Here is a 15,451-nt window from a genome sequence, read left to right as displayed (position 1 = left end):
CCGGCATGCAACGGATCTTCTGGGTGACGTGCCCGGGCTGCGGCAAGGCGTTCTCGGTCGACTACGGCATCCGGCACGCCGACGTGCAGCTGGAATGCCCCTACGACAGGCGGAAGTTCACGGTCGACGAGGCCGCCGCCATCGACGAGCGATGGGGCTGACCGAGGCCCAGCCCACCGCCCCCGCCGGCGCGACAGCCGAAGCGGGGGTGGTGCCGGCGGGTGGACGAGCGGCTCGGGTGGTGCGGCCGGGTGGGGTCGGGGCCCGGCAGCGGCGCAACGAGGACCGTCGGCACCTGCGGGGGCAGGGTCACTTCGTCGCCGACGTGGTGCTGCCCGGGATGCTGGAGGTCGCCTTCGTCCGCAGCCAGGTGGCCCACGGGCGCCTGGTCGGGATCGACGCGCCGGGCGGCGTCCAGGCCTTCACGGCCGATGACCTGCGGCCGCTGGCCCGGCCCATCGTCGCCGACGCCAAGCACCCCGACTTCCGCAGCTCCGAGTACCCGATCCTGGCCGAGGGGAAGGTGCGGTTCGTCGGCGAGCCGGTCGTCGCCGTGCTGGGCACCGACCGGGCCGACGCCGAGGACCGGGCCGCCGAGGTGTTCGTCGACGTCGACCCGCTCCCGGCCGTGGTCGACATGGAGGCGGCGCTGCGGCCGGAGTCGCCGCTGGTCCACGAGCACTGGCCCGACAACCGGTTCCTGGAGACCACCACCTCGGTGGGCGACCTCCGCGCCGCGGCGGCCGAGGCCGACCTCACCATCACCCGCTCGTACCGGATGGGCCGCCAAGCCGGCGTGCCGCTGGAGACCCGGGGCTGCGTCGCCCACTACGACGGTCGGCTCGACCAGCTCGTCCTCCACAGCTCCACGCAGTTCCCCCATGTCATCCGGTCGGTGCTGGCCCAGCAGCTCGGCCTGGCCGAGCACCGGCTGCGGGTGGTCGCCCCCGACGTGGGCGGCGGCTTCGGGATCAAGAACAACCTGTATCCCGAGGAGGTGGCGCTGTGTGCCCTGGCGCTGCTCGTGGAGCGCCCGGTCCGCTGGATCGAGGATCGCTGGGAGCACCTGGTCGGCTCCGCCCAGGCCCGTGAGCACCGGTACGAGATGACCGCGCACGCCCGGGCCGACGGCGAGCTGCTCGGGATCGACGCCCGGATCATGGTCGACTCGGGGGCGTACTCCGTCTGGCCGTGGACGGCGGCGATGGAGGCGGGGATGGCCGCCGGCATCATCCCTGGGCCGTACCGGCTGCGGGACTACCGCTACGTCGCCACCACGGTCGCCACCAACAAGCCCCCGCTCGGGCCGTACCGGGGGGTCGCCCGGCCGGGCGCGTGCTTCGCCATCGAGCGCACGATCGACGAGGTGGCCCTGGCGCTGGGGCTCGAGGCCCGCGACGTCCGCGCCCGCAACATGGTCCGCCCCGACGAGTTCCCCTACACGTCGGTGACGGGGAAGGTCTACGACAGCGGCGACTACGCGGCCACGGTCGATGCCGCCTCAGGATTGATCGAGCACGACGCCGTCCGGGCCCGCCAGGCGGCGGACGGGACCGGCCGGCGACGGCTCGGGGTGGGGTACGCCTCCTACACGGAGCAGACCGCCCACGGTCAGGCCGAGTGGGTGTCGCGGGGGCTGCCGGTCACGTTCGGGTTCGAGTCGGCGACCGCGGTGATCGACCCCTCGGGGGCCCTCACCGTGAAGGTGGGCATCCAGTCACACGGTCAGGGGTTGGAGACCACGCTGGCCCAGGTGGCGAGCGAGGTGCTGGGCATCGACCCCGCCACCGTCCATGTCCTGCACGGCGACACCGAGACCGCGCCCTACGGGATGGGCACGTTCGCCTCCCGGTCGATGGTGATGGCCGGCGGGGCCACCTACCGGGCCTGCGAGCAGCTGGCCGCCAAGGTCGTGGCGATCGCCGCCCACCTGCTGGGCTGCCCGGCCGACGAACTGGCGCTGGTCGACGGCGCCGTGCGGGGGCCGGCCGGCGAGGTGTCGCTGGCCGAGGTCGCCGACGCCGCCTACCTCCACATGGAGCGGCTGCCCCGCGAGATCGACCCGTGCCTGGAGGTGACCGACCGCTACCGGCCGTCGGTCGAGACGGGCACGTTCGCCTCGTCGACCCACGCCGCCGTGGTGGAGGTCGACCTCGACACCGGGCAGGTGGCGCTGCTCGACTACGCCGTCGCCGAGGACTGCGGGCGGGTGGTGAACCCGATGATCGTCGACGGGCAGATCCACGGCGGCGTCGCCCAGGGCATCGGCACGGCGCTGCTGGAGGAGTCGACCTTCGACGACGAGGGCCAGCCCCAGGCCACCACCTTCATGGACTACCTGCTGCCGGGGGCCACGGAGATCCCCGACATCAAGATCGCCCACCTCGAGACCCTGTCGCCGTTCACGGTGCTCGGCATGAAGGGGATGGGCGAGGGCGGCGCCATCGCCCCACCCGCCGCCATCGCCAACGCCGTCACCGACGCCCTCCACACCCTCGGCGTCTCCATCACCCAGACCCCTCTCACCCCCCGCCGGGTGTGGGAAGCCATCGAGGGGGCGGCGTGAAGCCGGCGCCGTTCACATACCGGCGGGCGGAGTCGACCGACGAGGCCCTGGCGTTGCTGGCGGAGCACGGCGACGACGCGAAGCTGATGTCGGGCGGGCAGAGCCTGGTGCCGCTGCTGAACATGCGGTTGGCGCAGCCGGCCGTGGTCGTCGACATCGGGCGGGTGGCGGAGCTGGCCGACGTGACCGAGGCGCCCGACCGGATCCGGTACGGGGCCGGCGTCGTGCACTCGTGGTTCGAGGACGCGCTGGTGCCCGACGCCGCCGACGGCCTGCTGCGGGCGGTCGCCGGGGGCATCGGCTACCGGGCGATCCGCAACCGGGGGACGCTCGGCGGCAGCCTGGCCCACGCCGACAGCTCGGCGGAGTGGCCGGTGGTGATGGCCGCCCTCGGAGCCGGGGTCGTCGTGCGATCGGCCGAGCGGGGCGAGCGCGTCGTGCCGGCCACCGAGTTCGTGCAGGGCTTCTTCACCAACGCCCTCGACGACGACGAGGCCGTGGTCGCCGTCGACGTGCCGCGCCTGGCGCCGGGGTCGCGCTGGGGGTTCGCCAAGTCCGCCCGCAAACCGGGCGAGTTCGCGGAGTCGCTGGCGGTGGCGATCGTCGCCGCCGACGGCCGGGCCGAGGTGTGGCTGGGGGCGGCGGCATCGGTGCCGCTACGGGTCGACCCCGACGACCTCGCCGCACTGCCCGACGGTGACGCGTACGAGCGCCACCTCCACGGGGTGACCATCGCCCGCGCCCTCGACCAGGCCCGCCAGAGGGAGGCTGCATGACCGACGACGACACAGCTCCTGATCCCGGCACCGCCGTGCGGGTGAGGGTGAACGGCGCTGTGCACGAGCTGCAGGTGCCCGGTCGGCTGTCGCTGGCCGACGCCCTGCGGGAGCGGCTGCACCTCACCGGCACCCACCTCGGCTGCGAGCACGGGGTCTGCGGGGCCTGCACGGTGCTGGTCGACGACCGGCCGGTGCGGTCGTGCATCACTCTCGCCGCCGCCTGCGACGGGAGCGACGTCGTGACCGTCGAGGGCCTCGCCGGTCCCGTGGCCGATGCCGTCCGGGAGGCGTTCGCCGCCGAGCACGGCCTCCAGTGCGGCTTCTGCACCTCCGGGATGTTGATGACGGCGGTCGACGTCGTCACCCGCCGCCCCGACGCCACGCCCGACGACATCCGTCACGAGCTGGGCGGGAACCTGTGTCGCTGCACCGGCTACGTCAACATCGTCCGGGCCATCACCCGGGCCGCCGCCGACCTGGGCACCATCACCGCCGACGCCGGTACCGCCGTCACGATCGGGGGGCGGGCGTGAGCCGCCGAGGGGGTGTCGTGGGGGCGGCGGCGGTGCCGCACGCACCCCAGTTCTTCACCCTGCCCGACACCGAGGACCACGCCCAGGTGCAGCGGGTGCACGACTGCATGGCCGGCGTCGGCGAACGGCTGCGGGCGCTGGGCCCCGACCTGGTGGTGGTCGTCGCCAACGACCACCTCGACAACTTCGCCCTCCACTGCGTCCCCTCGTTCACCGTGCTGTGCGGGCCCGAGGCCAAGGGCACCTTCGCCGGCCGTGACTTCGCCTGGCCCGTCCCGTCGGGCACCGCGGCCGCCGTGCTGCGCTCGCTGCAGGGCCAGGGGTTCGACCCGGCCTACTCGATGAACGCCACGATCGGCTACGAGTTCGGCATCCCGCTCACCTTCTGCGGCTTCGGGCCCGAGACGGCGGTGCTGCCGATCTTCGTGAACAGCTACCTGCCGCCGCAGCCCAGCGGCGACCGCTGCTACGCCTTCGGGGTCGCGCTGCGCCGGGCGCTGGAGGAGCTCGACGTGCGGGCCGTCGTCGTCGCCAGCGGCGGTCTGTCGCACTACCCCGGCACCGACCGCTACTCCGAGCCCGACGTCGCCGGCGACCGGGCCCTGGTCGAGCGCATCGCCGCCGGCAACCTCCGTGCCCTGCTGGCGCTCGACGACGACGCCCTCGACCGCACCGGCAACGTCGAGGCCCGCTCGTGGCTGATCCTGGCGGGCGCCGTCGGCGAGGTCGTCCCCGACGAGGTGGCCGTGGAGCCGTCGTGGCACCACACCTACGCCATCGCGGCGTGGACGAAGGGCGACGGCGATGGCGACCGCGACGGCGACTCGGGCGCCGAGCCGCTGCACTACCCCATGCCCGACCCGGCCCGGCTGCCGCTCTACGAGGCCCTGTACGCCCTCCGCTCCGAGCCCGACGCCACCGACGCGTTCCTCGACGACCCCGCCGGGTTCGTCGACCGCTACCCGCTGAGCGACGCCGAACGCCTCGCCCTCGTCGGCCTCGACGAGCCGGCTCTCCGCGACCTCGGCGTCCATCCCCTGCTCGGCTTCCTGGCCCGCCTCCAGGTCGACCTGGTCCGGCGGGCCCGAGGGGCGCCCGACCCATGACGGCCGCGGTGGGTGTGATCGGCGCGGGGGCCATCGGCTCGGTCGTGGCCGAGGCGCTCGCGCGGGGCGAGGTGCCTGGCTGCCGCCTCGCCGGGGTGCTGCGACGCTCCGGGCCCACGGTGGTCGCGGCCGGGCTCGACCTGCTGGTGGCGTCGATCGGCGAGCTGGTCGACCGCAGCGACGTCGTGGTCGAGGCCGCCGGCGCCCAGGCGCTGGCCGACCACGGGCCGGCGGTGGTCGACGCCGGGGTCGACCTGCTGGTGGTGAGCGTCGGCGCCCTGGTGGACGACCGGCTGCGCGCCCACCTCTGCGACACCCACGAGGGCCGGGGGCGGGTGCTGCTGTCGTCCGGGGCGATCGGCGGGCTGGACCTGCTGCGGGCCGCCGCGCTGATGGGCCCGGTCCACTCGGTGCGGCTGACCACGGTGAAGCGTCCCCAGGCGCTGGAGCGACCGTGGATGTCCGACGACGAGCGGGCACAGCTCCTCCGCTCCCGCCACCCCCACACCGTGTTCTCCGGCTCCGCCCGCGACGCCGTCCGGCGCTTCCCCGACTCGTCCAACGTGGCCGCCACACTGGCCCTGGCGACGACCGGCTTCGACGCCACCCACGTCGACATCGTCGCCGAGGCCGAGGCCGCCCGGGTCCGGCACCGCATCGAGGTCGAGGCCGACGCCGGCCGTTACGAGCTGACCGTCGAGAACACCCCGTCGGCCAACCCCCGCACCAGCGCCGTCACCCCCTACGCCGTCCTCCGCGCCCTCGCCGACCGCGACGCCCGGCTCATCGTCGGCGCCTGAGACCCGATATTGCGTGGCAGGTGGTCGTCCTGGGGCCACCTCCCACGCAATTTCGTCGGGGCACCTCAGCCGGTGAGGTAGGCGGCGCGGGCGGCGGCGATGTGGGTGCAGGCCCGCCGGTGGGCCAGGTCGGCGTCGCCGGCGGCGATCGCTTCGACGATGGCGGCGTGCTCGGTCCACGAGTAGGTCGAGCGCTCGGCGATGCGGTGGGCGTAGACCCACGTGACGATGGGGCCGAGGCGGCCCAGCACGTCGGTGAGCATCCCGTTGGCGGCGGCGGCCTGCAGCGCGGCGTGGAACCGGGTGTTGAGCTCGGGCAGCTCGCCGAGGCGCCCGGCGTCGACGAGGCGTGAGCCCTCGGCGACGATGTCCTCCAGCACCGCCAGCTGCTCGGGCGTCCGCCGGGAGGCGGCCAACCGGGCGGCAAGGCCCTCCAGCACCTCGCGCACCTCGAACAGCTCGCCGGCGCGCTCGGGCGACACCGATGCCACCCGTGCGCCCCGGCGGGGTTCGATCACCACGAAGCCCTCGGTGGCGAGCGCCTGCAGCGCCTCGCGCACGGGGTTGCGGGAGACGTCCAGCTCGTGGGCGAGCTGGTCCTCCAGCAGGCGCTCTCCCTGGGGATAGCGCCCGTCGACGATGGCGGCGCGGATCGCGTCCTGCACCGCCTCGCGCAGCGGTTGGTGGATCTGACCTATGGGGCGGGCACGGGCGTGGGCGTCGACCATCCGTTGTTTCCCTTGCGTGAACGTTGCGTTCAGACGGGTCATAGAGGTTGACTCCGTCTGTTGTCGATTGTATACCGAGAACATCCCGGTCATCGGTGACCGGGAGACTCACAGTAGGAGAGACGCAACGTGAGGAATCGACAGCGCCTCGCCGCCGTCCTCGTCATCGGTGGCATCTTGGCCGCCGGCTGCGGAGACGACGACGACTCGGGCGGCAGCGGAGACGGCGGGGACTCGAGCGGCGACGCTGCCGAGATCACCATCGCGCTCGGCTCCGAGCCCACTTCCCTCGACCCCTACCTCGTGGACGACGGTGGCGAGCGGGCCATCAACGACAACATCTACGAGACCCTGCTCACCCGCAGCCCCGAGGGCGAGCTGCAACCCGGCCTCGCCACCGAGCTGCCCACCCAGGTCGACGACACCACCTGGGAGTTCACGCTCCAGGAGGGCGTCACCTTCCACGACGACTCGGCGTTCGACGCCGACTCGGTCGTCGCCTCCGTCGAGCGGATCGTCGGACTGGTGGCCGACGCCCAGACCGACCTCGACGGCTTCTTCAGCTCGCTCACCGGTGCGACCAAGGTGGACGACACGACGGTGCAGATCACCACCGCTGAGCCCGACGGCGTGCTGCCGGCCCGCATGTACTGGCTGAAGATGATCCCGACCACCGCCGCCGAGGTCGAGGACCTCAGCGACGAGCCGGTGGGCACCGGTCCCTACACGTTCGACTCCTACGAGCCGGGCTCGGCGCTCACGCTCGAGGCCAACGCCGACTACTGGGGCGACGCCCCCGAGGTCGACACGGTGAACTACGAGTTCGTCACCGAGGCCGGCACTCGGCTCGCCGGGCTCAAGTCGGGTCAGTACGACCTCATCACCAACCTCGCTCCCCACGACGTCGAGCAGGCGCCCGCGTTCGCCCAGGTCCAGGGCCAGGAGCACCCAATCGTCATCCTCAACGCCGACGCCGGCGTGACCGCCGACCCGAACGTCCGCACGGCGCTCAACCTGGCGGTCGACAAGGAGGCCATCGTCGAGCAGGTCTACGGCGGCCACGCCGAGGTCGACCCCGGCCAGCTGCTCAGCTCGTCGATCGTCGGCTTCGACGAGGACCTCGAGCCCTACGCCTACGACCCCGACGAGGCCAAGTCGCTCATCGAGGACGCCGGCGTCGCCGGCGAGACCATCACGCTGGTGGGCGAGTCGTCGGGCCGCTGGCTCAACGACCGGGAGCTGGTCGAAGCCGTCGCCAGCTACTGGACCGAGGCCGGCCTCACGGTCGACCTGCAGACCCCCGGCTTCGACGAGTACCTCGACGTGCTCTTCGACCGGGAGAGCCGGGCCGACGCCATCTTCGTGTCGAGCTCGAACGACCTGCTCGACGCCGACCGCCAGCTGTCGACCTTCTACCAGGCCGGCGGCGTCGGATCGTCGAACAGCGACGAGGAGCTCGCCACGCTCATCGACCAGGCCCGGTCCGAGCTCGACGCCGACGCCCGGGTGCCCATCTACAACGAGGCGGTCTCGCTGGCCTACGACCAGGCGTACTTCGTCTGGCTGGTCAACAACGAGGACCTCTACGGCCTGTCCGAGCAGCTCGAATGGGCGCCTCGGGTCGACGCCAAGCTCCTCGTGAAGGAGATGTCGGTCACCGGTTGACCCGGTGACCGACAGGCGGCCGAGAGCGGCAGAGGGGGAACGACATGGGGCGCTACATCGCCAGGAGGCTCGGACAGGGCCTCATCGTCATCGCCGGGGTCACGGTGTTCGTGTTCGTCGTGACCCGCATGGTGGGCGACCCCGTGAAGTTCATGCTGCCGCTCTCGGCCACCGTGGAGCAGCGCGATGCCCGCCGGGCCGAGCTCGGCTTCGACCGGCCGATCCCGGAGCAGTTCGTCGACTTCGTCGGCGACCTGGGGCGACTTGACCTGGGCGACTCGACCTACGTGCGCAACACACCGGCGCTCGAGGTGGTGTTCGACTACCTGCCCCGGACGTTCCAGCTGGTGGCGCTCGGGATGGTGGTGGCGGTGGTGTGCGCGGTGCCGCTGGGGGTGTTCGCCGCCCGAAGACCGGGCAGCGTGGCCGACCGGACCCTCACCACGCTCAGCCTGGTGGGCCTGTCGGTGCCGCAGTTCTTCGTGGGGTTCGTGCTGCTGATCCTGTTCACGGTGCGGTTGCAGTGGTTCGAGTCGGGCCCTGGCCCGTGGACGAAGAACCTGGTGCTCCCCGCCATCTGCCTGGCGCTGCCCGCCATCGGGCGGCTGGCGATGGTCGTGCGCTCGGCGATGATCGACGAGCTCAACACCCAGTACGTGAAGGTCGCCAAGGCGAAGGGGCTGAGCCAGACCCGGGTCGTCGCCGTCCATGCCCTGCGCAACGCCGCGATCCCGTTCGTGACGCTGTTCGGCTGGGAGGTCATCCGGGCGTTCGCCGGTTACACGGTGGTGGTCGAGACCGTCTTCAACTGGAACGGACTGGGGTTCATGGCCGTGCAGGCCATCCAGAACAACGACTTCTTCCTGATCCAGGCCATCGTCTTCGTGGTCGCCGTGATGGTGGTGGTCATCAGCCTGCTCATCGACGTCAGCTACAAGCTGATCGACCCACGGGTGAAGCTCTCGTGAGCGCCACCGACGAGCACACGGCGTCGCAGCACGAGGAGGACGAGGCCACCGAGGCGGAGGACGCCCTGTTCGGGCGGCCGTTCGAGCTGTCGGGGGCGTCGACGCCGCGGGGGCTGCTGGGCGACCTCGCCCGCGACAAGCTCGGCATGGTCAGCCTGGTGTTCCTGGTGCTGCTGGCGCTGGCGGCGATCTTCGCCCCGTGGCTGGCGCCCGAGGACCCCAACGGCGGCGACCTGTCGAACGCCCTCCAGTCACCGGTGTGGCACGGCGGCGAGTGGTCGCACCCGCTCGGCACTGACTGGCAGGGCTACGACGTGCTGTCGCGCCTGCTCTACGGCGCCCGCACCTCGCTGTTCATCGGGGTCGCCGTCGTCGCGGTCGCCGGGTCGTTCGGGATCCTGATCGGCCTGATCTCCGGCTACAAGGGCGGCCGCGTCGACCGCTGGCTGATGGGCTGGGTCGACGTGCAGGTGTCGTTCCCCGGGCTACTGCTGGCGATGCTGCTGATCGCCCTGGTCGGTGGCAGCGTGCTGTCGGTCACCGTCATCCTGGCCATCAACGGCTGGATGGTCTACGCCCGCATGACCCGGGGCGTGGCGCTCACCGTGAAGGAGAGGCCCTTCGTCGAGGCCGCCGAGATGGTCGGCTGCAAGCCCCGGCGGGTGGTGCTGACCCACATCCTCCCCAACCTCACCTCGCCGCTGGCCACGCTGGCGGTGCTGGAGTTCGCCCGGATCATCCTGGCCGAGGCCGCCCTGTCGTTCCTCGGCCTGGGCGTGCAGCACCCGACGGTGACCTGGGGCCTCGACATCGCCCGGGCCGGCGACCACGAGCTGTTCGGCAACCAGTGGCTGATCGTCTACCCCGGCATCCTGCTGAGCCTCACCGTGCTGGCGGTCAACCTGCTGTCGAGCTGGCTGCGGGTGGCGCTCGACCCCCAGGAGCGCGAGAAGAAGTTCGCCGCCACCGCCACGGCGGGGGCCGAGGGCGCGGGGACGGGGGTCTGACATGAGCCTCGCAGACGCAAGCCCGGGCACGGGAGAGACCCTGCTGGAGGTCGACGGGCTGGAGGTGCAGTTCTTCACCCGGCGAGGGCAGGTGCGGGCGGTCAACGACGTGTCGTTCTCGATCGCCGCGGGCGAGACGCTGGGCCTCGTCGGCGAGTCCGGGTCGGGTAAGAGCGTGACCGCCCAGGCCCTGCTCGGGCTGATCGAGCTGCCGGGCCGGATCACCGCCGGCGACGTCCGCTGGAAGGGCGAGTCGCTGGTGCACGACGCCGCCGCGACGCTCGACCGGGTGCGGGGCCGGGAGATCGCCATGGTCTTCCAGGACCCGATGACCTCGCTGAACCCGCTGTTCTCGGTGGGGGCGCAGATCGCCGAGGTGCTGCGCCGGCACCTCAAGCTATCCCGCAAGGCCGCCCGGGAGCGAGCCGTCGAGCTGCTCGACCTGGTCGGCATCGCCAACCCGTCGCAGCGGGCGGGGCAGCACCCGCACGAGATGTCGGGCGGGATGCGCCAGCGGGTGCTGATCGCCATGGCGCTGGCCTGCGAGCCCCAGCTGCTGGTGGCCGACGAGCCCACGACGGCGCTCGACGTCACCATCCAGGCGCAGATCCTCGACCTGGTCGCCGACCTGCAGGACCGCCTGGGCCTGGCCGTGCTGCTCATCACCCACGACCTCGGCGTGGTCGCCGGACTGTGCGACCGCGTCGCCGTCATGTACGCCGGGCGGCTGATGGAGGTGGGCGCCGTCGACGCGCTGTTCGCCGAGCCGGGCCACCCCTACACGGTCGGGCTGCTGCAGTCGACGCCGCGGGTCGACGAGGTGACCGAGCGGCTGGTGTCGATCGACGGCGCCCCGCCCGACCTGGTCCGGCCGCCCGACGGCTGCCCGTTCGCGGCCCGCTGCCCGCTGGCCCACGACACCTGCACGCACGACATGCCGCCGCTCGAAGCGCACGAGGAGGGACGAGAGGTTGCCTGCTGGAGCCCCTTCGCCGCCCATGTCTGAGTCGACACCTCAGCCCTCCCCCCAGATCGTGTCCGGCCCCGGTCCGACAACCGCCTCGTCGGCCGGGGCCGACACGCTCGTCGAGATCGACGGGCTGACCATCCGCTTCCCCGTCGGGCGCACCGGGTTCTGGGGTCGCACGAAGCTCGAGGTCCACGCCGTGGACGACGTGTCGCTGACCGTCGGCCGAGGTGAGACGCTGGGGCTCGTGGGCGAGTCGGGGTCGGGGAAGACCACCATCGGGCGGGCCGTCCTGCGCCGCATCGCCCCGACCGCCGGCACCATCCGCTTCGACGGCCGGGACATCACCCACGTGAAGGGCGAGGAGCTGCGCCGACTGCGACGGCGGATGCAGATCGTGTTCCAGGACCCCTACGCCAGCCTCAACCCCCGCATGTCGGTGCTGGAGCTGGTCGCGGAGCCGCTGGTCGTCCACGGCCTGGCCCGCAACGCCGCGGCGGCGAAGGACCAGGTGGTCGAGCTGCTCGACCGCTGCGGCCTCCCCGCCGACACCGTCGACCGCCGCCCCCACGCCTTCTCCGGCGGCCAGCGCCAGCGCATCGGCATCGCCCGGGCGCTGGCCCTCCAGCCCGACTTCATCGTCGCCGACGAGCCGGTGTCGGCACTCGACGTGTCGGTGCGCGCCCAGGTCGTCAACCTGCTGCAGGACCTGCAGGCCGAGCTGGGCCTCAGCTACCTGTTCATCGCCCACGACCTGTCGGTGGTGCGGCACATCTCGCACCGCATCGCCATCCTCTACGCCGGCAAGCTCGTCGAGCTCGCCCCCGCCGATCGGGTGTACGACCACCCGATCCACCCCTACACCGAGGCGCTGCTGTCGTCGGTGCCCGTGCCCGATCCCCCGACGCAGCGACGGCGCCGCCGCATCGTCCTGTCGGGCGAGATACCCGACCCCATCGACCCGCCCGTGGGCTGCCGGTTCCACACCCGCTGCCCGCTCGCCGAGGACCGTTGCCGCCGCGAGCAGCCGCCGCTCGAGGAGAAGGCCCCCGGCCACCTCGCCGCGTGCTTCGTGCGCTGACCCCCCCCGTTCGTCCCCCGAGGAGCTCCATCCGTGCTGCCCGAGACCGCCGTGGAAACTGACGCCCTGAGCCGGGTCCGACCGCTGCTGGTGCGCGCCATCGTGGTGGGGCTGGTCGCCGGCTTCCTGTCCGGGCTGTTCGGGGTGGGCGGCGGCATCCTCATCGTGCCGGCGCTGGTGCTGGTCATGCGGATGGACCAGCGGCTGGCGCACGGCACGTCGCTGGCGGCCGTGCTGCCGATCGCCCTCTCGTCGACGCTGAGCTACACGCTCGAGGACAAGGTCGACTGGCCCGTCGCCGGGCTGCTGGCGGCAGGGGCCGTGGGCGGAGCGGTCGTCGGCACGCACGTGCTGCGCACCCTGCCGCAGCGGGCGCTGGGGTTCTGCTTCGCCGGGCTCCTGGCCGCCACGGCGCTGCGCATGCTGATCGACCACTCCGACGCCGGCGGGCGCGCCGACCTCCACCTCGCCTCGATCGTCGGGCTGCTGTTGCTGGGCCTGGCCAGCGGCGTGCTCGCCGGGCTGCTGGGCGTCGGCGGCGGGATCATCATGGTGCCGGCGATGGTGGTGCTGCTGCGGATCCCGCCGGCCGTCGCCAAGGGCACGTCGCTGGCGGTGATCATCCCCACGTCGATCATGGGCACGGCCCGCAACCGGAAGAACGGCAACGCCGACATGCCGATCGCCGCGATCGTGGGCCTGGCCGGGGTGGTGTCGGCGTTCGCGGCGTCGAAGGTGTCGGTCGGCATGTCGGAGACGACGTCGAACGTCCTCTTCGCGGCGCTGCTGCTGATCGTGGCCACCCGCATGCTCTGGCAGCTGGTCCACCCCGCCGCCCGCCACGACGACGCCACCGACGTCGCTGCCGACGCCGGATGACGCCGGGCGCGTACCTGGTCGTCGCGCTGGCGGTGGCCGTGGCGGCCTGCGTGCACGGGGCGCTGGGGTTCGGGTTGGGGACCGTCGGGGCGCCGGTGCTGGCGCTGGTCGACGAGCGCCTGGTGCCGGGGCCGCTGCTGTGCGTCGGGGTGGTGCTGACGCTGCTGGTGGCGTTGCGGGAGCGGGGTTCGCTCGACGTCGGGGGCGTGCGCTGGGCCATCGTCGGCCGGGTGCCGGGCACGCTGGTGGGCGCCGTCGCCGTGGCGGCGCTGCCGCAGCGGGGGTTGATCCTGCTGTTCGCCGTGCTGGTGCTGGCGGGGGTGGCGCTCAGCGCGGCCGGGCTGCGGGTGGAGCCGACCGGGCCCGCCAACTTCGGCGCCGGCGCCGCCTCGGGCTTCATGGGCACGATCACCTCGGTGGGTGGCCCGGCGATGGCGCTGCTGTACCAGCGGGAGGACGGCGCCCGGCTGCGTTCGACGCTGGCGCTGTTCTTCGTGTTCGGGGCGACCCTGTCGCTGTCGACGTTGACGGTGACGGGGGCGTTCGGCGGCGAGGAGCTGGGCCTCGGCCTGTCGCTGCTGCCGCCGACGCTGCTGGGGTTCGCCCTGTCGGCGGTGTCGGCCCGCTGGCTCGACCAGGGCCGGACGCGGGGCGCGATCCTCTGGTTCGCCGGGGCCACGTCGGCCGTCCTGCTGTTGCGCGAGGTCCTGGCCGCGCTGTGACCGGCGTCGACGCCGACGTCGTGGTGGTGGGCGGTGGGATCGCCGGCGCCGCCGCTGCGTGGGCGCTGAGCCGGGCGGGGGCCCGGGTGGTGCTCGTCGAGCAGGAGGCGCTGCCGGGGCACCACGCCACCGGCCGCTCGGCCGCGGTCACCAACGAGACCGTCGGCCATCCGGTGGTGTGCGCCCTGGCCCGGGCGTCGCGGCCGTTCCTCGACGCCCCACCGGCGGGGTTCGTCGACCACCCGCTCCTGTCGCCCCGGGGGCTGCTGTGGGTCGCCGAGGACCCGGCGTCGCTCGACGACCTGGCGGCGTCCGCCCGGCGGATCGGCCCGGAGGAGGTGCGGCAGCTGGTCCCGCAGCTGCGGCCGGCGTGGGCGGCCGCGGGCGGCGTGTACGAGGCGGAGGCCCGGTCGGTCGACGTGGCCGCGCTGCTGCAGGGGTACCTGCGCGGGCTGGACGTGCGGACGGGCGCGGCGGTGGCGCAGCTGGCCCGCGTGGGCGGCGGCTGGCGGGTGGAGGTGGGCGGCTCGGTCCTCCGGTGCGGCGTGGTGGTGAACGCCGCCGGGGCGTGGGGCGACGTGGTGGCCTCGCGGGCGGGGGTGGCGCCCTTGGGGCTGGCGCCGCTGCGACGGACGGCGTGCCTCGTGGCGGTGCCCGACGGCCACGACGTCGGCGGCTGGCCGCTGGTCATGGACGCCGGCGGGGGCTTCTACGCCGAGCCCGAGCCGGGTGGCCTGCTGCTCTCCCCTGCCGACGAGACCCCGTCGCCTCCGGGGGATGCCCGCCCGGAGGAGCTCGACGTCGCCCTGGCCCTCGACCGCCTGCGTGACGCCACGACTCTGCCGGTCCGCTCGGTCCGCCGGGCGTGGGCCGGACTCCGCACCTTCACCTCCGACCGGATCCCGGCCGCCGGCTTCGACCCCGACGCTCCCGGCTTCTACTGGCTGGTTGGCCAGGGCGGCGCCGGCATCAAGACCGCCCCCGCCCTCGCCGCGTTGGCGGCCGCCGACATCACCGGCACGCCTGTGGCTCTCCCCGACGACCTCGTCGACGCCGTCCGCCCGGCCCGCCTCCGCTGACCGAAACTGCGACAGAACGAGCCCGAAACCGGCCGGTTCTGTCGCAGTTGCCCCCACCTCAGGCGGCCCGAGGCGGGCGGATCGGGGTGCCGGAGTACCACAACGGAGTCGTCTCGATGCTCGCGAAGCGCCAGCCGTCGGGCGCCCGGACGAGGCCGAAGCGGTACACCTCGCCCAGCGTGTACTCGACCGGGGGCGCCGGCGCCGTCGTCGGTTCAGCCCCGCCGTCCGTCGCCCCGAAGTGCACCACCAGGTTGGCCCGGGCTGCTGCAGCACGGTCGCCGTCGAGGTCGACGAGCAGGTTGGTGATCAGGTGCTGGATCGGCTGCTCGGGCCGGTGGTTGCGGCTCGCCTGGGCGATCACCGCCTCGGGCCCCTGGGCGGCGCCACCCGGCGTGCGGACGGTGACGTCCTCCGCGAGCAGCGACTTCATCTCGTCGAAGCGGCCCTCGTCGAGGACGACACCCAGCCGGCTGACCAGGTCGGCGATCTCGTTGCGGTCGATGAGCTCCCGAACTGTGGCGTCCATCGGTCTTCCTCCCGTTGCGGTTCGTTGGCCTCACCAACATTG

At 73.1% G+C, this 15,451-nt stretch carries 16 protein-coding genes; 14 read left to right on the top strand and 2 right to left on the bottom strand.

Annotation, left to right across the window (positions count from 1 at the left end; all coding sequences use genetic code 11):
- Positions 1-5 precede the first annotated feature (5 nt).
- From VK611_22630 to VK611_22605, 6 genes are read left to right on the top strand one after another with little or no spacing between them, the layout of a single operon-like run.
- On the top strand, positions 6-161 hold the full coding sequence (locus VK611_22630; protein ID HMG44146.1) for a hypothetical protein: 156 nt from the start codon (positions 6-8) through the stop codon (positions 159-161).
- Positions 152-2,566 carry a xanthine dehydrogenase family protein molybdopterin-binding subunit gene (locus VK611_22625; protein ID HMG44145.1) on the top strand — a complete coding sequence of 805 codons (2,415 nt, stop codon included), beginning with the start codon at positions 152-154 and terminating at the stop codon, positions 2,564-2,566. Before VK611_22630 ends, VK611_22625 begins: the two co-directional genes overlap by 10 nt.
- Complete coding sequence (locus VK611_22620) at positions 2,563-3,342, top strand: FAD binding domain-containing protein (protein ID HMG44144.1); 780 nt, start codon at positions 2,563-2,565, stop codon at positions 3,340-3,342. Before VK611_22625 ends, VK611_22620 begins: the two co-directional genes overlap by 4 nt.
- Positions 3,339-3,878: a (2Fe-2S)-binding protein gene (locus tag VK611_22615; protein ID HMG44143.1), complete on the top strand. Its 540-nt coding sequence runs from the start codon at positions 3,339-3,341 to the stop codon at positions 3,876-3,878. Before VK611_22620 ends, VK611_22615 begins: the two co-directional genes overlap by 4 nt.
- Positions 3,875-4,984, top strand: coding sequence for a hypothetical protein (locus VK611_22610; protein HMG44142.1), 1,110 nt, complete (start codon positions 3,875-3,877; stop codon positions 4,982-4,984). The genes VK611_22615 and VK611_22610 overlap by 4 nt, the downstream gene beginning before the upstream one ends.
- Positions 4,981-5,784: an aspartate dehydrogenase domain-containing protein gene (locus tag VK611_22605; GenBank protein HMG44141.1), complete on the top strand. Its 804-nt coding sequence runs from the start codon at positions 4,981-4,983 to the stop codon at positions 5,782-5,784. Before VK611_22610 ends, VK611_22605 begins: the two co-directional genes overlap by 4 nt.
- 65 nt (positions 5,785-5,849) lie before the next feature.
- Here the strand turns inward: VK611_22605 and VK611_22600 are convergent, their stop codons facing one another.
- Entirely contained in the window at positions 5,850-6,512 is a 663-nt protein-coding gene (locus tag VK611_22600) for a GntR family transcriptional regulator (protein HMG44140.1), read from the bottom strand.
- Between the two features lie 129 nt (positions 6,513-6,641).
- On the opposite strand from VK611_22600, the gene VK611_22595 reads away from it, so the two are divergent.
- From VK611_22595 to VK611_22560, 8 genes are read left to right on the top strand one after another with little or no spacing between them, the layout of a single operon-like run.
- On the top strand, positions 6,642-8,177 hold the full coding sequence (locus VK611_22595) for an ABC transporter substrate-binding protein (protein HMG44139.1): 1,536 nt from the start codon (positions 6,642-6,644) through the stop codon (positions 8,175-8,177).
- Between the two features lie 44 nt (positions 8,178-8,221).
- Entirely contained in the window at positions 8,222-9,145 is a 924-nt protein-coding gene (locus VK611_22590) for an ABC transporter permease (protein ID HMG44138.1), read from the top strand.
- Positions 9,142-10,152, top strand: coding sequence for an ABC transporter permease (locus tag VK611_22585; protein ID HMG44137.1), 1,011 nt, complete (start codon positions 9,142-9,144; stop codon positions 10,150-10,152). Before VK611_22590 ends, VK611_22585 begins: the two co-directional genes overlap by 4 nt.
- 1 nt (position 10,153) lies before the next feature.
- Complete coding sequence (locus VK611_22580; GenBank protein HMG44136.1) at positions 10,154-11,158, top strand: ABC transporter ATP-binding protein; 1,005 nt, start codon at positions 10,154-10,156, stop codon at positions 11,156-11,158.
- Positions 11,151-12,200 carry an ABC transporter ATP-binding protein gene (locus VK611_22575; GenBank protein HMG44135.1) on the top strand — a complete coding sequence of 350 codons (1,050 nt, stop codon included), beginning with the start codon at positions 11,151-11,153 and terminating at the stop codon, positions 12,198-12,200. Before VK611_22580 ends, VK611_22575 begins: the two co-directional genes overlap by 8 nt.
- Before the next feature lie 33 nt (positions 12,201-12,233).
- Entirely contained in the window at positions 12,234-13,079 is an 846-nt protein-coding gene (locus VK611_22570) for a sulfite exporter TauE/SafE family protein (protein ID HMG44134.1), read from the top strand.
- Positions 13,076-13,801, top strand: a complete 726-nt coding sequence (locus tag VK611_22565) for a sulfite exporter TauE/SafE family protein (protein HMG44133.1) — start codon at positions 13,076-13,078, stop codon at positions 13,799-13,801. The genes VK611_22570 and VK611_22565 overlap by 4 nt, the downstream gene beginning before the upstream one ends.
- Complete coding sequence (locus tag VK611_22560) at positions 13,798-14,880, top strand: FAD-dependent oxidoreductase (GenBank protein ID HMG44132.1); 1,083 nt, start codon at positions 13,798-13,800, stop codon at positions 14,878-14,880. The genes VK611_22565 and VK611_22560 overlap by 4 nt, the downstream gene beginning before the upstream one ends.
- A gap of 58 nt (positions 14,881-14,938) precedes the next feature.
- Here VK611_22560 and VK611_22555 read toward each other — a convergent pair whose 3' ends face one another.
- On the bottom strand, positions 14,939-15,409 hold the full coding sequence (locus tag VK611_22555) for a nuclear transport factor 2 family protein (protein ID HMG44131.1): 471 nt from the start codon (positions 15,407-15,409) through the stop codon (positions 14,939-14,941).
- Positions 15,410-15,451: the final 42 nt, after the last annotated feature.

The sequence above is a fragment of the Acidimicrobiales bacterium genome (assembly GCA_035316325.1).
In the GTDB taxonomy this organism is placed as follows: domain Bacteria; phylum Actinomycetota; class Acidimicrobiia; order Acidimicrobiales; family VFJN01; genus DASXTK01.
The sequence above is the reverse complement of the archived record's forward strand: the minus strand, read 5'-3'. Positions and strand labels throughout refer to the sequence as shown.